Here is a 20073-nt window from a genome sequence, read left to right as displayed (position 1 = left end):
ATGTTAGTGATAACTATTGTATTCAGTTTTTATTGTGAGGTTCATGTAACGTATAATGACATAAAAGAAGAATTCTGTAGCATAGCTATAAAAGAATCGTCTGATCTTATTGATAAAATAAAAGAACACCCTTTTAATGTTGAATTGATAAATATAGCATTTCTCATAATAGTCCGAACAGGTCATAGGAAGGCAGAATCAACAGCACGACGAAAGGATTCGAATAGAGGAATGTTTTTCCTAGCTCTGTTTTTTATAGCAAACCAATGATGCTCAATTTTGTTGAAATCTGGAGAATACGGCGGCAGATACAAAATTTCTGCACCAACTCCTCTAGCAAGCTCGATAATCTTACCAGACTTATGAAAAGTAGCATTGTCAAGAATGACAGTCTGTCCAGGTTCCAAGATCGGTGTCAAAAATTGCTCAAACCATCCATTAAGAACATCCATATTACAGTGGCCTTCAAAGGTTAATGGAGCAACTATCTTTCTTCTACTTAAGGCTGCAACCATACTGATTCGTTGAGTTTTCTTTCCAGATTTTAGGCCATAAAACCGCTGTCCTTTCTGGCAATACCCATATGGATAGTCCTCTGTGTTATAGCTCTTTTCATAGAAGTCCGGATGTGATAAGATAAGGATAGACGATGATAAGGAGGTTGAGTGCCAGCAGCATATAGTTATGACTTAAGGAAAAAAGCAATGGAAGCGCTAGAGGAGGGAGGAAGCAGAGAAACAGTGGCAGCAAGATTTAAAATTGGACGAACTACTTTATGGGAGTGGCAGCAAAGAAGAAAAGAAACAGGAGACTTTCAATCAAAAAAACTTGGAAATGGAGGTTACAATCACAAAATCACCGACTGGGATGCCTTTGCTAAATTTGCCAGAGAAAACGGAGGAAAGACTCTGTCGGAAATGGCTAAACTTTGGGGCAACGTTAGTATCCAAACGATCCACCGAGCTCTCAGAAAAATTGGATTTACGCGCAAAAAAAGACATATGGATACAAGGAAAGAAACGAAGAAAAACGTGCTGAATTCTTAAAAATTATAGCAACAAAAGAACCAGAAAACTTAGTTTATATAGATGAGTCTGGCATTGATAACACAGAGGACTATCCATATGGGTATTGCCAGAAAGGACAGCGGTTTTATGGCCTAAAATCTGGAAAGAAAACTCAACGAATCAGTATGGTTGCAGCCTTAAGTAGAAGAAAGATAGTTGCTCCATTAACCTTTGAAGGCCACTGTAATATGGATGTTTTTAATGGATGGTTTGAGCAATTTTTGACACCGATCTTGGAACCTGGACAGACTGTCATTCTTGACAATGCTACTTTTCATAAGTCTGGTAAGATTATCGATCTTGCTAGAGGAGTTGGTGCAGAAATTTTGTATCTGCCGCCGTATTCTCCAGATTTCAACAAAATTGAGCATCATTGGTTTGCTATAAAAAACAGAGCTAGGAAAAACATTCCTCTATTCGAATCCTTTCGTCGTGCTGTTGATTCTGCCTTCCTATGACCTGTTCGGACTATTATGAGAAATGCTATATCAATGCCAGACTCATCTATATAAACTAAGTTTTCTGGTTCTTTTGTTGCTATAATTTTTAAGAATTCAGCACGTTTTTCTTCGTTTCTTTCCTTGTATCCATATGTCTTTTTTTGCGCGTAAATCCAATTTTTCTGAGAGCTCGGTGGATCGTTTGGATACTAACGTTGCCCCAAAGTTTAGCCATTTCCGACAGAGTCTTTCCTCCGTTTTCTATGGCAAATTTAGCAAAGGCATCCCAGTCGGTAATTTTGTGATTGTAACCTCCATTTCCAAGTTTTTTTGATTGAAAGTCTCCTGTTTCTTTTCTTCTCTGCTGCCACTCCCATAAAGTAGTTCGTCCAATTTTAAATCTTGCTGCCACTGTTTCTCTGCTTCCTCCCTCCTCTAGCGCTTCCATTGCTTTTTTCCTTAAGTCATAACTATATGCTGCTGGCACTCAACCTCCTTATCATCGTCTATCCTTATCTTATCACATCCGGACTTCTATGAAAAGAGCTATACTACACACTTTACTTTAATTAATTATTAAAACAAGAACATAATTTTCAGGCACTTTAAGCTACAACTTTTGGCTATAGCCCTAATAATTCTTTTCTAATTTCTTCCTTTATTTCCTTCATTATATCTGGATAAAGTTCTGTAATTAAATCGCTAACGCTATTACTATCTGGGTTTTTTACAAGAGTATCAATTATTTCTTTTACTTCTTCATAGTTGATCTTTATAGACCTAATCATTACATAACCAGGAGAACCTCTACCGTAGATTTTGCTATTTGTGTTAATACAACCACCTGCACCATGTTTATTGCTGCTTGCACTGCTACATTGCACTGCTTCAGGCTTAATTTCGCCATTTTCTATATATGCTATTTGATTATCTCCTGTAAATTTTTTACCTTCTACTACTGTTGGATTTCCTAATACTTTTAAATTACCTAAGTTGCCATGAATCTCCGTTTTCTTGTACTCCTGACCACCATACCTCTTATGTACCCCTCCACCTGTAACAGTAATTAATGGCTTGCAATTTTGCCTGCGCGAATTACATATTTTTATCCAAGTTGGCCCACCATCCTTATTGGATATATGACTTATGAGCCCACCACCTCCCTCTGTGGCTTTAGCTCTAATTATGGGATACTCAGGATCAATTTTTAGTTTAATTTTAATATAATCTCCTGGCATTCCTGGTCTATTTTCTGTAGAAAGAGCTTCATCTTTTATATGACCTGCTTCACCGCCTCCCCATGCTTCTATTTCAATATAACCGTATTTTGATAAATCACTTGTGTAATTATTATCACCTGAAAATTCGTAAGGTTGTGGCAAGTTTTGACTTTCCACCCTCCTTTTTATTGTGTCTAGCACTTTCTCTTTCACACTCTGTAAGTCAAACCCACACAATTTATCAGCGTAAAAGACCTCCGTTCTGTTTGCTTTTATTGGTGCTTCTGGTTGCGTGACAACGCCATTTGTATTTTGTGAAATCTTTGTATAAAAAGGTTGAGTGTTTTCTTTGTCTACATATCGTGTTGAACGGCTGCATGTTCCAGTAAAGCAGATACAACCATCATCACCTTGATTACATTTTTCTCTATGCTCTACATCCGTCAATTTGTACACTACTTTCAGTCCTTTACTAGATTTAAATGTATCGTCTATCTCATCATTTCTTTTTACACAGTAACTGCATTTCCCCTTTTCCTGTTTATTGTTGTCAGGGAAGAAAACATACCCTTGCTTATTAAATATTATTTTATCCAACTGATTTTGAGGTCTTTTCAAAAGGTCACCTATTTCCTTGCTTGGAAGATAATAGAACTGATTTGATTCCTTTGAATAAACAGAATTGTATTTAGTATATCTTGTTCCCATTAATTTTAGTGGTATTATTTTATTTTCTCTTTCAAGAACAAACTCCTCTGGTTCTGGCTGCCATCCAGAAAGACAAAGCATTTTACTGTTAGAATTTCCTTTATACTTTACTTCTATTTCCGGCTGCCCAGAGTTATTAAATTCACATTGAATAGATTTGTCTTTTAACTTTTTCTCAAAATCATTAAAACTATAAAAACTTCCGCCTTTAGAACATTTAACTTGCACATCAGGAACATAGCCATATTCTTTCAGAACTTTAAATTGTTGCGGATTACTTTCTAATATACCTTCTATAATATTATCAATATAACTTTTTTTGTTATTACTATCAGTCGTTTTTGCTACTATTGCTGGTTTTACCACTTTTAAAAATAGAGGACCAATATTTACAGGATGTTTGTGGTCGGTATTAACATTAAAAGTACATAAACCATCACTGTAGGTTCCACGTGCTTCATAAGTACAAGCGCTCTCACTCATCTTCATTCTTATCTTTAACGTGTCACTCTGCTTTCCAGACGTGTTACTTTGTACTATTTCTACTACTTCAGGCTCTGGAGCAGGTGGTGCTGGAAAGCAGCGGATGAACTGTGGATTTTTTTCATCTATACTTTGAGTTCCAAGGTATTCAGCACAGAGATTATCTTTTTCTCTATAAGTTTTGAAGTAGTACGTGATGCCATCTTTGTCTAAAATAGAGCGCCACTCAGCTTTATTTTCTCCATACCCTTTAGGGAAATCTAATTCTTTTCCAATCTTTCCGTCTTCTTCTATTAGATCACCAGCTATTACCTTAACTTTAGGGTTGAAGTAATCATTATCTTTATCTGTTATAGGAACAATTCTAACTTGTGGAAGCGACATTGCAAGTTGCTCACAAAATGGAGGAGGACCAGGTGCAAGTGGAACAGGAGCACATTTTATTTCTGTTTGATAGCAAGTATCACAAACGTTTTCCATATTGCCTGGGCGGAAAATATTATATCCTGAAAATGCTTTAGCACCCCATGCAGAAGCACCACTCATACAAGCACCTTTTTGCATACAAGCACATATCTTAGGAGAATTAGCAAATTTCTCTTTTTCTTCATCAGTTAGACCATCTGCCCATTTCCATTTAAGACCTTCTCCCATTTTTGCACCAATGGATGTCTTATTTCCTTCCCAATCAATGAAAGTCATTGCAGAAACACCAGCACCGGAAGCTTGAGTTGTGCCATTGCCATATATTATTTTACATGAAGTTCCACTATATAATTCATAGCAATACTCCGGATAATTCTCTCCACCCTTACTGCATACCTTAATTTTCGGATTGAAATAACCATCAATGCCTTGATCTTTTATAGCTATAACTTGGATCTCTTTACGCCATCCTGTCCATCCAAATGTTGAAGAAACTTCAGTATTACTTTTCGCATTCCATGGGCAATCAGCAGACCCTTGATATGAAAGACCAAATATCAATAAGAAATTAAGCTTTACACTTCTCATAAAACACCGGTAACCACTCATTAACTTCTTCTCCTTTTTCCTTTATTGCCGCATACATATACTTTATAGTCTCTTTGTTAGCTGAAAGTACATGTATTTCTTGCATATTCTTTAAATCTAAATTTAAAGTTACTAACCCTTTATACTGCTTTATCAAAAATAAACCTTCCTGCGTTGGTGTTTGCAGAATTATACTCAGCTCCTCTTTAGATAAAGAAAATGCTTTCATGTATAATCTATTTGCATTGACGTTCGGCATCAAGATTCTTGTATCAACATGTTTATCCAAATATTGAGTAAATTTGCTAGCAAATGCGAGATTTAAATTTTCAGTACTTAGGATTACCACAACATTTAGTTCCGTCATTCTTTGCATCCAGTTATCAAACTCTTTCTCTGTAGGAAAAATATTACTTATCTCCCATGCTTCATCCAAAACAAGTATTGCAGGTGAGCCATCACATTTTGCCTCAAAAGAATATAAAAAATAGTAAAGTATCACGGACATACATTCTTTTCGTTTTATGAGGTTTGCAGTGTTGAGAGATATAATTTTTGTTTCCCAGTCAATATCTGATTCATCACCATCTTGAAATAAGTAAGCAAACTCACCACCGTCACACCATCTACTTATTTTACCACCGAGGAGCAAAAGCACCTCAGAAATTTGTGAAATAGAACGTGATTCCTTGGGTATAGCAAATATAGAATCTACAATTTTTCTTATCTTTTCTTCTACGTCTACCAAGCTCGTATCGGCTACCATTCTTTTGATCAGCTCAACCAACATATTGCGATTGGAAGCACTATCTTCAATGTTTAGTGGATTAAATTTTAGGCTTTTGTCCTTATATTTCGGATCAATTATATAATATTTACCACTCACTGCTTTAGTAAAAATTATCGACTTTCCAGTGTTATCCAATATGACAATTCTTGGGTTAAACTTTCTTGATTCTGATAATAGGAAATTAATGAGTGAAGTTCTGCCTGAATTTGGAGCTCCAAGTATCGTAGTGTGACCATTGTTTTTTTTCCCATGAAAATTAAAGAAGTAAGGATTTCCTTCTTTTGAGAAAAAAACTGTTACCGCTTCTTTCCACCTTCCTCCTTTTAATGTACCTGACGTAAAATCATGCAGCATAGCAAAACTGCAAGCATATTTTGCTAACATATTTTTCGGTTGTGTAATGAAAGTAAAATTGCCCGGAAGTTGTGCCCAAAAATGACTTTCCATATGTAAATCAGTTCTAAACATCATGAAGCCAATCAATGACATTATGGAAGATAAATCACTAATATTTTCGGCTAACTTATTCCTATCGTCTGCAAATATTGTAAAAATAATTTTCTGTTGGCAGAAGTCTATACTAGAGGTCTTTTCAAGCTCTATTATTTCTTCAATTCCTGAATTTTTAAGTAAGGTATTATCCTCACTAATTTGCAGCATGTTAATTTGTTTATTAAATTCTTTTACTGCCTTACTATTACTAGTAAATATCATTATTTCTGTAATGATAAATTCAGATTCAAGCTGCAAGCACCTATCTATATTGCCTAAGGGGATTTCTCGGTATTCCTTTATGCTGAAAATAGAGCCAAATTTCTGTTGATTCTCAAAGATTGTTTGAAACGTATTGAAACCAAAAGCTATTTTAAAATTTCTAATATATTGCGACAGGTCCCCTTCATGTATTGGATAATCTTTGTGCGTTAATGTAACAATATAGTGGAGAAATTCTATCATTTCAGAATATATTTTACCTTCACTAAACCTTAGACCCAGTTTTTTAGCTCCAAAAGGTCCTAAATCATTTTGAATTAAGTCAGTTATCTTTTGCAACTCTTGGTGGCTTTCTTGTAAAGACAGCTTATGCTTATTCTTTATTCTATTAAAAAAAAATGAATTATTAGTATGCTTGCCAAAATCGCTAAATAATATTACAATATATAATTCATTTATATACCGTAATTTACTATCAGTAAGTTTATCAAACCGCGCTGAATGTAGCTTATCAGAGAAGTCTTCAGTTTTATTCCATTTTAAGCTCAACTTATTACGCTTTCTAACGGTATGAATCCAAACGGTAAAATATAGGCTATTAATATTTTTTGATATGCTTTTTCTAATTTCAGTTCTAAGGTCGCTGTAGTTATCAACAGAAGAATAATCTTCTAACTTGATTATTTTTAACAATTCTCCCTGTTTTGTTAGTATAGTTTCTTCATCGTAGTGACAAGCATAAGGAATAAAATCTAAATCAATGCTTTCTAGTAATGCTAAGTTGTTCTTTTTTTCAAGCTTATGATTAATTGCTGGTACTTTTAGCTGCATATACGTATTCAATAAAGATAATTAAAAAAGATAAAAATACTATCTTAATTTTTATCTTTTTTTTCGCTATCGGATTGTAATTTTATATCTTTTGTAAAGTTAAATTTTTCTTTTAAGTAGTCTGTTGCCTTTTCTGTGCTACCGAACATCAGGACCAGTACACCAAACATTATCATAAAAAAGATTAGACCTCTGAACACTACTGCAAGTATTACTGCAGCTATACACAACCCTATGATTGTTGAAGGACTCATATTTTCTACAGTATCTTTAACTGAAAATGAAGAAATAAAATTTTTTACCGTTTCTTGTACACCCTTTAACTCATCACTCACCGAACTTGCTTCGCTAGAATATGATGCAAAAATGAAACTTAATAAGGCTATAAAAACCAAAACTTTATTCAATTGAATGCGCATCAACTAAACACCTTTTAAACATTCTTTAAATATAACAACTTTTATATCAATAGGCAAGAACTGAATTCACTTATCCACTATAAGTAACACATATTTAATTTTTATAGACGTGAACATGCTGTAAACTCTTTATCATCAACATGACGACTCACATTAATGGATGTTAATTTACTTGATAGGAAGTTTGAATGCAATTCAGCTACTGCTGCTATAGCAAACACTGCAGCCATAGCAAGTAGTCCTGCTCCTATCAATCCTGATGTCATTGCTCCTGCAACAATGCACCCTATTGTAGAGAGAGCACAACCTGCTACAAGTGCAACGTGAAGATTTCTGTTATTGGGTTGTTTAAGTGGAATATCTTCACCCTTTTTCTCATTCACAGGAAGTTTCTGCACGGTTGTAATGGCATTTTTTTTGTCTTTTTTTTCTTTAGAGCCTGTTCATAATCTTTTCAGAAGTAAGGCAGTGAAAGCCAGAACGACCATTTGTAGGCTAGTATTGAGTTTTCGCTCACAATTTTTCCACAATCTTCTACATTTTTCTAACCAAGCAAAAGATCGCTCCACAACCCATCTTTTGGGCAATACAACAAAGGAATGTAATTCATTTCTTTTTATCACTTCAACGGTTGCACCAATAATCGTTTTTATTTGAGTTGCAAAATTCTCTCCAGTATAGCCTGCATCAACCAGTACATTTTTAACTCCCGAGAGGTTTTCTTTTGCATTTTCGACCATTCTCACAGCACTGCTACGGTCAGTTATCTCTGCTGTTGTTATATAAATTGCATGGGGCAAACCTTGCGTATCTACTGCAATATGGCGTTTTATTCCTGAAATATTTTTGCCTGCATCATAGCCTTTTTCTTCAGCAGTATCTGCATTTTTTACACTCTGTGCATCAATTATGCAGAAGCTGGTTTTTTCTTTCCGACCATTGTTTTGTCGGACCACGCCAACTATTTTTTTTTAACACCAGCTCCAGAACACTTTCTTTATCTGCATCTGGTTTTTCACTCCACTTCTTAAAATAGTCGTAACAATTGCGCCATTTTGGAAACTCTTTTGGTAGCATTCTCCACTGACAAACGCTTTTCAGAACGTATAACACTCCACAAAATACATCATACAAATCAAGTTTCCTTGGTTTTGTTTTTTTTCTACAGGACTCTAGATCTGGTAACATAATCTCAAATCTTTCCCGACTTATATCACTTGGGTATAAACTCCTCATATATCCTAACTTATATATATTATCTCTTAGTTTATTCCTTTCTTGAGATCATGTACAGGTTCTTAGATTTCACTGGATCCTTTGTGTGGTCATCATCTGTCATCTGAGTAGCTGACACTTGGATCTTTGATTCTTCTCCTCTGGCTTCAGTTATAGCTCTTTTCATAGAAGTCCGGATGTGATAAGATAAGGATAGACGATGATAAGGAGGTTGAGTGCCAGCAGCATATAGTTATGACTTAAGGAAAAAAGCAATGGAAGCGCTAGAGGAGGGAGGAAGCAGAGAAACAGTGGCAGCAAGATTTAAAATTGGACGAACTACTTTATGGGAGTGGCAGCAAAGAAGAAAAGAAACAGGAGACTTTCAATCAAAAAAACTTGGAAATGGAGGTTACAATCACAAAATTACCGACTGGGATGCCTTTGCTAAATTTGCCAGAGAAAACGGAGGAAAGACTCTGTCGGAAATGGCTAAACTTTGGGGCAACGTTAGTATCCAAACGATCCACCGAGCTCTCAGAAAAATTGGATTTACGCGCAAAAAAAGACATATGGATACAAGGAAAGAAACGAAGAAAAACGTGCTGAATTCTTAAAAATTATAGCAACAAAAGAACCAGAAAACTTAGTTTATATAGATGAGTCTGGCATTGATAACACAGAGGACTATCCATATGGGTATTGCCAGAAAGGACAGCGGTTTTATGGCCTAAAATCTGGAAAGAAAACTCAACGAATCAGTATGGTTGCAGCCTTAAGTAGAAGAAAGATAGTTGCTCCATTAACCTTTGAAGGCCACTGTAATATGGATGTTTTTAATGGATGGTTTGAGCAATTTTTGACACCGATCTTGGAACCTGGACAGACTGTCATTCTTGACAATGCTACTTTTCATAAGTCTGGTAAGATTATCGAGCTTGCTAGAGGAGTTGGTGCAGAAATTTTATATCTGCCGCCGTATTCTCCAGATTTCAACAAAATTGAGCATCATTGGTTTGCTATAAAAAACAGAGCTAGGAAAAACATTCCTCTATTCGAATCCTTTCGTCGTGCTGTTGATTCTGCCTTCCTATGACCTGTTCGGACTATTATAAGAAATGCTATAAATTGCATGGGGCAAACCTTGCGTATCTACTGCAATATGGCGTTTTATTCCTGAAATCTTTTTGCCTGCATCATAGCCTTTTTCTTCAGCAGTATCTGCATTTTTTACACTCTGTGCATCAATTATGCAGAAGCTGGTTTTTTCTTTCCGACCATTGTTTTGTCGGACCACGCCAACTATTTTTTTTTAACACCAGCTCCAGAACACTTTCTTTATCTGCATCTGGTTTTTCACTCCACTTCTTAAAATAGTCGTAACAATTGCGCCATTTTGGAAACTCTTTTGGTAGCATTCTCCACTGACAACCGCTTTTCAGAACGTATAACACTCCACAAAATACATCATACAAATCAAGTTTCCTTGGTTTTGTTTTTTTTCTACAGGACTCTAGATCTGGTAACATAATCTCAAATCTTTCCCGACTTATATCACTTGGGTATAAACTCCTCATATATCCTAACTTATATATATTATCTCTTAGTTTATTCTTTTCTTGAGATCATGTACAGGTTCTGAGAGCTCGGTGGATCGTTTGGATACTAACGTTGCCCCAAAGTTTAGCCATTTCCGACAGAGTCTTTCCTCCGTTTTCTCTGGCAAATTTAGCAAAGGCATCCCAGTCGGTAATTTTGTGATTGTAACCTCCATTTCCAAGTTTTTTTGATTGAAAGTCTCCTGTTTCTTTTCTTCTTTGCTGCCACTCCCATAAAGTAGTTCGTCCAATTTTAAATCTTGCTGCCACTGTTTCTCTGCTTCCTCCCTCCTCTAGCGCTTCCATTGCTTTTTTCCTTAAGTCATAACTATATGCTGCTGGCACTCAAACTCCTTATCATCGTCTATCCTTATCTTATCACATCCGGACTTCTATGAAAAGAGCTATAAATTGAAAGTATAGCATTTCTCATAATAGTCCGAACAGGTCATAAGAAGGCAGAATCAACAGCACGACGAAAGGATTCGAATAGAGGAATGTTTTTCCTGGCTCTGTTTTTTATAGCAAACCAATGATGCTCAATTTTGTTGAAATCTGGAGAATACGGCGGCAGATACAAAATTTCTGCACCAACTCCTCTAGCAAGCTCGATAATCTTACCAGACTTATGAAAAGTAGCATTGTCAAGAATGACAGTCTGTCCAGGTTCCAAGATCGGTGTCAAAAATTGCTCAAACCATCCATTAAAAACATCCATATTACAGTGGCCTTCAAAGGTTAATGGAGCAACTATCTTTCTTCTACTTAAGGCTGCAACCATACTGATTCGTTGAGTTTTCTTCCCAGATTTTAGGCCATAAAACCGCTGTCCTTTCTGGCAATACCCATATGGATAGTCCTCTGTGTTATCAATGCCAGACTCATCTATATAAACTAAGTTTTCTGGTTCTTTTGTTGCTATAATTTTTAAGAATTCAGCACGTTTTTCTTCGTTTCTTTCCTTGTATCCATATGTCTTTTTTTGCGCGTAAATCCAATTTTTCTGAGAGCTCGGTGGATCGTTTGGATACTAACGTTGCCCCAAAGTTTAGCCATTTCCGACAGAGTCTTTCCTCCGTTTTCTCTGGCAAATTTAGCAAAGGCATCCCAGTCGGTAATTTTGTGATTGTAACCTCCATTTCCAAGTTTTTTTGATTGAAAGTCTCCTGTTTCTTTTCTTCTTTGCTGCCACTCCCATAAAGTAGTTCGTCCAATTTTAAATCTTGCTGCCACTGTTTCTCTGCTTCCTCCCTCCTCTAGCGCTTCCATTGCTTTTTTCCTTAAGTCATAACTATATGCTGCTGGCACTCAACCTCCTTATCATCGTCTATCCTTATCTTATCACATCCGGACTTCTATGAAAAGAGCTATATTTTTTGATTTTATGATGTAACTTGAGCAATTTTTATAATTTTTTTGTTGACTGGTGAGACGGTATCTACTTGGATGATACCTTTTTTCTACTTAGTTTGGGTTATGCAAGAAGTCTATTCCTTCATAAGGAGAAGTAGTTAAAGGAATTTACTCTATTTCTCCCTCTTTTTTTATTATTTTTAATCTATAGTTAACGTAAAAGAGATATGCAAAAACTCTATTGATCCATAGTCTGCAAATTATTAATAACACTTACTTTAAAGAACCTCACTTTACGCTGATCTTTGAGCGCTCTTCTGTGGTATTTTGTAAGAGTATAACTTGTGAAATCGTCTTCCCTATAGATTAAAGAGTTACACTGCTTTATATGCGATGCTATCCACTCTGCATAGTCTTGATGATCGGTTGCAATGAATATTTCCCCTGTTATAAGTATTTTTTTTGCTAATAAATTTAAAAATTCCGTATTAATTAATCGTCTTTTATTGTGACTTCTTTTTGGCCATGGATCTGGAAAGAGAATAAAGAATCTTTCAACACTGTTGTCAGGAAAATTTGCAATCAATTCTCTTGCATCTTCTGTCCATATTAAAATATTTTTTATGTTCTGTATTTCTATGTTTGTTAGCAAGCGAGAAACCCCCTTTAAGTAGGGTTCACATCCTATAAATAATAGATCAGGTCCATTGAGCACTTGGTGAAGCATATTTTCACCGTTGCCAAAGCCTATTTCTACCCATATTCTTTTTTGTGAATTTACAATCTTCTCTATAGATTCCTTGCTGTTTTGAATAGAATATTTTTCCAATATTTCATCAACATCAGGTTTTAGCCTGGACCTTCTGGAGAACGATCTAATCCACTTGCTATTCTTAAATAGCATATTCTTGATACATATATAATTTTCTCACTATATTTTATATAGCTTAAACAATTCTCGAAATGAGTTAACGAAAAATTACTTGTCAATAATTGTTAATATTATATAATACATGAGTTCTAATAAAGTTTAAGTTAAAGGTATGAATAATAATAATCCGGTCGTAAATCTACCGGTTACTATCAGAAAGCTATCATCAAACAAGTTTATAGAAGAGATATGTCAAGGCCAATTTGAGGATCAAGATAATGCCTTGTTTGAAGATTCTTTTGTTAACAAAATTAAAGAAGGAGATGTGGTAGAAGGTGTAATTACAAGAATAAACCCTAACGACGTTGTGGTTGATATTGGTTTAAAATCTGACGGGAGAATTCTGATCAAGGAACTCGGTTGTAATGATGAGGTCATTATTGGCTCGAAAATTAGAGTTTATGTGGAAAGAATTGAAGATTATCATGGTAATGTTGTTCTTAGTCGTGAAAAAGCAATTAGGGACGAAAAATGGAATAAGTTGGAAGAAGATACAGTCACAAGGGCTGAAGTAAGCGGAGTTATTAAACGCTCAATTAAATGTGGCTTTATTGTTGATCTTGGTGACGGAATAAGCGCTTTTTTACCGCTGAGTCATGTGGATTTGAAGCAAGTAAAAGATGCGAAGCACCTTATTGAAACTGAACAAAAGTTCATCGTACTTAAAATGGATAAGAAGCAAGGTAATATTGTAGTATCAAGAAAGCTGGTGTTAGAAAAATTGCACGCTGGTGAAAAAATTAAATTTTTAGGATCTTTAAATGAAGGCGATGTAATAGAAGGAAAAATAAAAAGCATCACTCATTACGGTGTATTTGTCGGTATTCATGAATCAGATACAGTGGGAGTTATAGATGGATTGCTACATATTACAGATATCTCTTGGAGTAGAGTAAGTCATCCATCTGCAGTTTTTACTTGTGGTCAGACTATAAAAGTTAAAATTATAAAAATAGATAAGGAAAATGCTAAAATTTCCTTGGGCGTGAAGCAGCTAGAAGATAGCCCTTGGCAAGATGCAGAGTCAAAATATCCAGTTGATAGTGTGCATAAGGGTTATGTAACAAGCATAGAAGATTATGGATTGTTTGTTGAGCTTAGACCTGGAATTGAAGGTTTAGTGCACTCTTCGGAAATAACTTGGGTTAAGAGTAATTTACCAGTTAGTAGTCTCGTAACAAGGGGACAAGAAGTATATGTAAAAATTCTCAGTATTGACATTGCTAAGAGTAGGATGAGTTTAAGCATGAAAAGGTGTGTAGACAACCCTTGGCAAGTATTTATCAATAAATATCCTCCTGGTTCTATTGTTTTTGGTGAAGTGAAGAATAATACCGGCTCATATGTATCTGTTGCTTTCGGTGATTCTGAAATAGATGAGAACGTAGAAGGGACAATATATGTGAAAGATTTAAGTTGGTCTAAAAATGGTTCAGATGAGATAAAGAAGTATAATGTAGGTGATAAAATAGAAGCAAAAGTAATAAGGGCTAACGTGAATCGGGCAAGAATTTATCTTGGAATAAAACAAATAGAGTATGATCCTCTTGAAGAACTGATAAAGAAAGTTAAGGTAGGTGATAAAATACAGGTTATTGTAGGTAAGAGAGAAGATAATGGACTAGTCATTGAAGTTGAGAACGATGTAACCCTTCTAATAGATCAAGAGCATTTACCGGAGAATAAAAAGTTCTCTATATCAGAAAAAATAGAAGTTGAAGTATTGGGTGTTGAAGAATATAACATAGCATTATCTGCTAAGTGATAAGGTTTACTTATTTTGGCTTCATATAAATGGCAACAAAGTCTGATATAATAGCGAGGGTAGCAAAAAGACATCCTTTTTTGGATAAGATTGTTATAGCAGCTATAGTTGATGGATTTTTTTGGATACTTTCAAGCACATTGAAACATCATAATAGAGTTGAAATTAGGGGGTTTGGTTCTTTTTCAGTTAGAAGTTATAACTTGAAAGAAACAAACCATTTAATGTTACAGAAGTTTACAAAGAATCAATACTTTAAAACATATTTTCGTAGCAGTAAAAAATTATCTGATTTGATAAATGAATAAAAATTTATACCATAAATAAGATGAAAGTAGGAGTTTAAGTTTATACTGTACGATAGAAATTTTTAGCACCATATGCAAGTAGTAGAAATAGTTATACGTAATAACACATATAAAATATCTTGCGAAAGTGGGAAGGGGAACCATTTATTGCGCCTTGCTAATAGTTTTGACAAGTTAGTTAGTTCTGTATCTCAAAAAACTGGAGGTAAGGGTTCGGATGCATTAAATTTCTTACTTGCAGCACTAATTCTTGAGGATAAAATTTTAGAATTAACAAAGCGATTAGATGAAGTAAATCAAGAGCGCGAAAAGTATAGAAACGAGAAAAGAATAGAATATACTGAGGTACTAGATAAGGTAAATAAGATTATCACTAATCTTGAGTGCATAAAGGATTAGCTTCAATAAAGCAAGCAATTAAATTGGCTATCTGACTATTCAAGCCAGGAGGGAGGTTTGTCTTACGAGTTATGTAACAATATAATTCGTAATCATCAAGATCAACTATTTTTTCGTATTCGATTAGTTCGCTTAAGGAAAATTTATCAAGATATTTCAATGCGAAATGCCCTAAAAGTATATCGGTTTCTTTGCAACCCCTATGCCAGCTTCTATATATTAATTTTCTTCTGAGTAGTGAGGTATCTGTCATTACAATTAAACTTTTTTTAATTCAAAAGTTAAACTAAATACTTGTCAAGCGAGGCGCGTTTTAATATACTTAACATTTTGTTAAGATCTAAATATACAGGTGGAATTAATTTCTAATCTTATCCATCAATTTAGCGATGGAATATATTATTTTTTATCATTTTCTTTAATCATTTCTGTCATAGTATTCGTGCATGAATATGGGCATTATGTTGTTGCCAAAGCATGCAAAGTTAAAGTTGAATCTTTTTCTATAGGTTTTGGTCCTGAAATTTTTGGTTTTAACGATAAGTCTGGAACTAGATGGAAATTAAGCGCTGTTCCACTGGGTGGCTACGTTAAAATGCTAGGGGATACTAATGCAGCAAGCGTTCCAGGCGATCAAAAAGAATTAACTGAAGAAGAAAGATTATATTCATTTCATACAAAACCGCGACATAAAAAAGCAGCAGTAGTTTTTGCAGGACCATTTGCAAACATGGTACTCGCTGTTATAGCTTTTACAATATTTTTTAGCATGGCAGGCTATTATCGCACTCCACCGGTGATTGGAAATGTAATCGAAGGCAGTGCAGCCAAGCAAGCTGGTTTGTTGCCAGGTGACACTATTACGCAAATTAATGAAAATGAAATAAAGTACTTTGAAGATATTTCACGCGTGATAATGTCGAACCCCAAGACGAGAATGGAGATTGAGTATAGCAGAAATAATGAGAAGCATAGGACTAGCTTAACTCCATTAACAATTGAGGATAAAGATGTTTTTGGTAACGTAATAGAAAGAGAAACTATAGGGATTATTTCAGTCAATACATTAAAGCAGTCGTCTTTTCTTGGGGCTGTGAGCTTATCAGTAAGTGAAACTTACCACACTATGTGCTTAACAGTCAAAGCTATCTTTCAAATTATCGTTGGTAAGAGAAGTGCAAGTGAAATAGGTGGACCAATAAAAATTGCAAAATATTCAGGGCAATCAGCTAAAAAGGGGTTCATTATGGTTGTGTATTTCATGGCAATTATTTCAGCTAATTTAGCTGCAATTAACTTGCTACCAATTCCGCTACTGGATGGTGGGCATTTATTTTGTTATATTATAGAAGCAGTTATACGTAGAGATTTAAGTTTGAAATGTCAAAAATATGCAGCTATTTTTGGTGCTACAGTATTGTTTTTGCTTATGGCAATTGGAATGTCAAATGATATTAGGAATCTTTTTTAAGACAAGATATGAAAAAGCTATTTTATATACTGGTAGTGGTTTTTATTTCTTTTCCTGCCCTGCTTATTGCTTTGGGAACTGCGGAAAAAGTGCAGGTGAAAGATGTCAAATGTATTGGTAATGAGAGGGTAAGCAACCAGACAATAGGGTTCTATATAAAACTAAAACCTGGTGATTATGTAAAAGATGATGATATAGATTCAATTATAAAAGATCTATATAAAACAAAGTTGTTTGCTAGCGTTAACGCTTATGTTGATGATGAAAAAAATTTAGTAGTAAAAATTCAAGAGAATCCACTAGTTAACAAGATAATATTAAAGGGTAATAAGTTATTTAATAGCAAAGAGTTACTAAATAATGTGATTCAGTCAAAATCGCTAACTATTTTCACTGAAACGAAATTGCAAAGCGATTTAATGAATTTAGTTACTACTTATAGAAATAATGGCAAAGTCGGCGTTAAAATTGAATATGAGTTGGAGAAGCTCGATAGTAATAGGGTCAATCTAATTTTCAAAATAAAAGAAGGTAAAACCTCTAAAGTTAAGGATATAAGATTTATAGGTAACAAAAACTTTTCTGAAAACGAGCTAGAGCAAGCTATTAAAGTGCATAGTAATGACATATTTAGTAAGTTATTTAGAGCCATGTTTAAGGGCGGAACTCGTTATTCACCACAATATTTATTGATTAACACAGAATTGCTCGATCGTTTTTATTCATCTAAAGGATATATTCAAAATAATATTCAACCGATTGTTGAGGTTAATAATAACAATCAGATAGAGTTGACTTTTTTGATTGACGAAGGACAGCAATATTTGTTTGGAAATAATGAGGTTAATATTGAAACTGAAATTCAGGATTTAAGCCTAAAAGAAGAAATATTGGACTTTATAACAGAGGAAAACGATAAGATATTTAATAGAGTTAAAATTAATAATACAGTAGAAAAAATAAACAAGTATTTAAATGAGAAAGGATATATATTTGCAAAAGTTAATCCAGAGTATGCACAACGTGACAATGTTGTGGATGTGACCTACAGAGTGCTGCCGGGTAAAAAGATTTATATAAATCAAATTACAATTGATGGTAATGATCGCACTTTAGATAAGGTGATCAGAAGTAAGCTAAGTATAGCAGAAGGTGATGCGTACAATATATCTGAGATTCAAAAATCACGTAAAAAACTAATGAGTAGTGATTTTTTTGAAACAGTAAAAGTAAATAGTTACGCAGTTAATGACAATGCAGTAAATCTTGACTTAAATGTTAAAGAAAAAAGAACTGCCTCATTATCTTTAGCAGGAGGTATGTCCTTTCCTGGCGGAGCATTTGTAAAAACTGATTTCACAGATCGTAATTTATTTGGTAGTGGTAAAGAGTTCTCTTTTGCTCTTGAGAAAAATAAATATTCACTTTCTACTAATGTAGAGGTTGTTGAAAACAATTTTAACGATTCTGATACATCACTAGGTGTGGGCGTATTTTATGAAAAACAAGATAAACCACACACTAGCTTTGACAGTTGTGACATGGGATTTTCAACAAAATTATCATATAAAGTTATAGAAAACTTAACTAATTCCATTCGCTACTCTTACAAGTATAACCGTATACACATGGATAATAAGGGTGAAAAAGACAATGACATCTCTGATATAATAAAGGGGCAAGAAGGTGAACATCAGATTTCATCAGTAGGGTACACATTAGCGTATAATAAACTGGATAACCTCTATACTCCAAAAGAAGGGTATTTACTGCGCTTAAGTCAGGATATTTCAGGATTGGGAGGGAATGTAAACTTCCTAAAATCTGAGTTCTTGTCTTTTTACACGCATCCTATATTAAGTAAAATTGACGATAGCATAATATTACGCTTTAAGATGGCAGCAGGTCATGTTTTTTCTTATACCGATGAAGACCTAAACATTGGCCAGCACTTTTTTAAAGGTAGTAATGAAATTAGAGGATTTGACCTCTCTGGTATTGGACCAAGAACAAATGACAAAAATAAAAGCTCACTAGGAGGCAAAACTTATTTTAATTTAACACAGCAAGTAGATTTTCCACTACCAAAACTATATGACTGTGCTGGTATCAAAGGCTCATTATTTGTTGACTATGCAACACTTTTTGGCTTAGATGATAAAAATGGGAAATATAAAGATCCATATAATGATAGTAAGCTTATAAGAGTGTCACCAGGTTTTGGCTTTTCAATGCCTTCTCCTTTTGGTAGACTTAGATTGGATTTCGGGTTTCCTTTAGTAAAGGAATCTTATGATATAATACCATCACCAAATGTTAAATTTTCTATTGAAGCGGGGATTTGAATGAAATATATACAGTTATTTATATCAGTTATTGCCTTAATTATTTCCTTATTTGTGGGGTATAAGTTTGTAGGATATCAACCTCAGAACACAAAGGCTGCCATTATTGATAGTGATAAAGTTATCAATGAGTCCCTTGCTCTGCAAAACATACAACAGCAAATAAAGGAGCAGAATTCTAGACTACAACAAGAATTTGAAAGTGAGTTAGAAAAACTTAAGCCATCAAAAGAAGAATTTGAACTTTTGTCAGAAGAAGCAAAAAAGGAAAAGACAGAACAGTTTAATAAGCACACTGTAAACGTTAGAGATAATTACGCTAAAAAAATGTTGTATTTAGAAGAAAGTTATAGAGATGCAGTAGAGAGTGTTTTTAACAAGATAAAAGAAGTTGCTAAAAAAACGGCAGAAAAAAACAACATAGATTTGGTACTATTTATTTCAAAAAAGAACCAAGTTTTATACTCCATGGATGAAGTTGATTTATCGGATATGGTATTAAAAAATATAAACAAGGAAGTACCTGAATTTGCTTTAAAAGGCATTGAGTAGGCTTATGCAATTTAATATCAGTGATATTATAAAAATATTACCACATTCTTATCCGTTCCTCTTAGTAGATAGGGTTATAGAATGCGACCCTGGCAAAAGTATAAAAGCAATCAAAAATGTGACTTTCAATGAGCCGTTTTTTATTGGTCATTTCCCTGGTCATCCAATAATGCCAGGAGTCTTGATAATTGAATCTCTAGCTCAGGCATCTGCAATATGTGTTCTTGGTAAAGAAACAATAGAAAACAAAGCTATTTACTTTATGTCTATTGAAAATGCAAAATTCAGAAAGCCAGTCACTCCAGGGGACACACTTATTCTTCAAGCTAATGTTAAAAACGCACGTTTAAGTGCATGTAAATTTGAGTGTATTGCGTGTGTTGGTGAAGAAAAGGTTGCAGAAGCAACGATTTTAGCTATGTTGCAAAATACGCAAATTCAGTAATTTTC

17 protein-coding genes and 6 pseudogenes are annotated in these 20073 nt (G+C 34.4%); 10 read left to right on the top strand and 13 right to left on the bottom strand.

Translation table 11 applies throughout. The features are described from left to right. Positions 1-153, top strand: a pseudogene (locus ABWU71_RS01760) (TenA family transcriptional regulator); the annotation flags it as partial. 29 nt (positions 154-182) lie between these two features. Here the strand turns inward: ABWU71_RS01760 and ABWU71_RS01755 are convergent. Continuing rightward, a pseudogene (locus ABWU71_RS01755) lies at positions 183-602 on the bottom strand (IS630 family transposase); the annotation flags it as partial. 63 nt (positions 603-665) lie between these two features. Between ABWU71_RS01755 and ABWU71_RS01750 the strand changes: the two are divergent. Continuing rightward, a protein-coding gene (locus ABWU71_RS01750) for an IS630 family transposase (protein WP_353284260.1) occupies positions 666-1525 on the top strand; the annotation gives its coding sequence in 2 pieces (ribosomal slippage) (positions 666-990 and positions 990-1525; 861 coding nt in all). 29 nt (positions 1526-1554) lie between these two features. On the opposite strand, the pseudogene ABWU71_RS01745 reads toward ABWU71_RS01750, so the two are convergent. The 7 genes and pseudogenes from ABWU71_RS01745 to ABWU71_RS01715 all read right to left on the bottom strand — a co-directional run. Then, a pseudogene (locus ABWU71_RS01745) lies at positions 1555-1994 on the bottom strand (IS630 transposase-related protein); the annotation flags it as partial. Positions 1995-2130: 136 nt separating this feature from the next. Then, a complete protein-coding gene (locus ABWU71_RS01740) occupies positions 2131-4953 on the bottom strand; it encodes a hypothetical protein (protein ID WP_353284644.1) in 2823 nt (940 codons plus the stop codon). Next, positions 4913-7267 carry a type VI secretion protein gene (locus ABWU71_RS01735; protein WP_353284643.1) on the bottom strand — a complete coding sequence of 785 codons (2355 nt, stop codon included), beginning with the start codon at positions 7265-7267 and terminating at the stop codon, positions 4913-4915. The genes ABWU71_RS01740 and ABWU71_RS01735 overlap by 41 nt, the downstream gene beginning before the upstream one ends. Positions 7268-7311: 44 nt before the next feature. After that, entirely contained in the window at positions 7312-7686 is a 375-nt protein-coding gene (locus tag ABWU71_RS01730; protein ID WP_353284866.1) for a hypothetical protein, read from the bottom strand. A gap of 101 nt (positions 7687-7787) precedes the next feature. Continuing rightward, positions 7788-8024, bottom strand: a pseudogene (locus ABWU71_RS01725) (hypothetical protein); the annotation flags it as partial. Positions 8025-8129: 105 nt separating this feature from the next. Beyond that, a protein-coding gene (locus ABWU71_RS01720; RefSeq protein ID WP_353284642.1) for an IS5 family transposase occupies positions 8130-8922 on the bottom strand; the annotation gives its coding sequence in 2 pieces (ribosomal slippage) (positions 8130-8657 and positions 8659-8922; 792 coding nt in all). Positions 8923-8953: 31 nt separating this feature from the next. Further along, on the bottom strand, positions 8954-9088 hold the full coding sequence (locus tag ABWU71_RS01715) for a hypothetical protein (RefSeq protein ID WP_353284641.1): 135 nt from the start codon (positions 9086-9088) through the stop codon (positions 8954-8956). 49 nt (positions 9089-9137) lie between these two features. Here ABWU71_RS01715 and ABWU71_RS01710 point away from each other — a divergent pair. Continuing rightward, a protein-coding gene (locus ABWU71_RS01710; RefSeq protein ID WP_353284076.1) for an IS630 family transposase occupies positions 9138-9997 on the top strand; the annotation gives its coding sequence in 2 pieces (ribosomal slippage) (positions 9138-9462 and positions 9462-9997; 861 coding nt in all). A 27-nt stretch (positions 9998-10024) separates the two neighbouring features. Here ABWU71_RS01710 and ABWU71_RS01705 read toward each other — a convergent pair. The 4 genes and pseudogenes from ABWU71_RS01705 to trmB form a co-directional block, all read right to left on the bottom strand. Then, positions 10025-10478 (bottom strand): annotated as a pseudogene (locus ABWU71_RS01705) (IS5 family transposase); the annotation flags it as partial. A gap of 60 nt (positions 10479-10538) precedes the next feature. Further along, positions 10539-10844 (bottom strand): annotated as a pseudogene (locus ABWU71_RS01700) (IS630 transposase-related protein); the annotation flags it as partial. A gap of 103 nt (positions 10845-10947) precedes the next feature. Then, positions 10948-11807, bottom strand: a protein-coding gene (locus ABWU71_RS01695) for an IS630 family transposase (RefSeq protein ID WP_353284076.1) whose coding sequence is annotated in 2 segments (ribosomal slippage) — positions 10948-11483 and positions 11483-11807 — 861 coding nt in all. Because the reading frame shifts where the segments join, the coding sequence is not laid out codon by codon here. A gap of 283 nt (positions 11808-12090) precedes the next feature. Next, entirely contained in the window at positions 12091-12756 is a 666-nt protein-coding gene (gene trmB, locus ABWU71_RS01690; protein ID WP_353284640.1) for a tRNA (guanosine(46)-N7)-methyltransferase TrmB, read from the bottom strand. Positions 12757-12895: 139 nt separating this feature from the next. Here trmB and ABWU71_RS01685 point away from each other — a divergent pair, with 139 nt between their 5' ends. The 3 genes from ABWU71_RS01685 to ABWU71_RS01675 all read left to right on the top strand — a co-directional run bounded on the left by ABWU71_RS01685 (position 12896) and on the right by ABWU71_RS01675 (position 15255). Further along, the gene (locus ABWU71_RS01685) at positions 12896-14548 is read left to right on the top strand and encodes a 30S ribosomal protein S1 (protein ID WP_353284639.1); all 1653 of its coding nucleotides are present in this window, start codon (positions 12896-12898) and stop codon (positions 14546-14548) included. A gap of 29 nt (positions 14549-14577) precedes the next feature. Continuing rightward, a complete protein-coding gene (locus ABWU71_RS01680) occupies positions 14578-14856 on the top strand; it encodes an HU family DNA-binding protein (RefSeq protein WP_353284638.1) in 279 nt (92 codons plus the stop codon). A 72-nt stretch (positions 14857-14928) separates the two neighbouring features. After that, complete coding sequence (locus ABWU71_RS01675) at positions 14929-15255, top strand: cell division protein ZapA (RefSeq protein ID WP_010082086.1); 327 nt, start codon at positions 14929-14931, stop codon at positions 15253-15255. Here the strand turns inward: ABWU71_RS01675 and ABWU71_RS01670 are convergent. Then, on the bottom strand, positions 15230-15508 hold the full coding sequence (locus ABWU71_RS01670; protein ID WP_353284637.1) for a succinate dehydrogenase assembly factor 2: 279 nt from the start codon (positions 15506-15508) through the stop codon (positions 15230-15232). The genes ABWU71_RS01675 and ABWU71_RS01670 overlap by 26 nt on opposite strands. 99 nt (positions 15509-15607) lie before the next feature. On the opposite strand from ABWU71_RS01670, the gene rseP reads away from it, so the two are divergent. Genes rseP through fabZ form a run of 4 tightly spaced genes read left to right on the top strand, consistent with a single transcriptional unit; the run spans position 15608 to position 20068 of the window. Continuing rightward, positions 15608-16726, top strand: coding sequence for an RIP metalloprotease RseP (rseP, locus tag ABWU71_RS01665; protein ID WP_353284636.1), 1119 nt, complete (start codon positions 15608-15610; stop codon positions 16724-16726). A gap of 8 nt (positions 16727-16734) precedes the next feature. After that, positions 16735-19071, top strand: a complete 2337-nt coding sequence (gene bamA, locus ABWU71_RS01660) for an outer membrane protein assembly factor BamA (RefSeq protein WP_353284635.1) — start codon at positions 16735-16737, stop codon at positions 19069-19071. Further along, positions 19072-19623 carry an OmpH family outer membrane protein gene (locus ABWU71_RS01655; RefSeq protein WP_353284634.1) on the top strand — a complete coding sequence of 184 codons (552 nt, stop codon included), beginning with the start codon at positions 19072-19074 and terminating at the stop codon, positions 19621-19623. It begins immediately after the preceding gene. Between the two features lie 4 nt (positions 19624-19627). Beyond that, positions 19628-20068: a 3-hydroxyacyl-ACP dehydratase FabZ gene (gene fabZ, locus ABWU71_RS01650; protein WP_353284865.1), complete on the top strand. Its 441-nt coding sequence runs from the start codon at positions 19628-19630 to the stop codon at positions 20066-20068. Positions 20069-20073: the final 5 nt, after the last annotated feature.

This window comes from Wolbachia endosymbiont (group A) of Lasioglossum fulvicorne, from assembly GCF_964028605.1.
GTDB lineage: Bacteria > Pseudomonadota > Alphaproteobacteria > Rickettsiales > Anaplasmataceae > Wolbachia.
The sequence above is the reverse complement of the archived record's forward strand: the minus strand, read 5'-3'. Positions and strand labels throughout refer to the sequence as shown.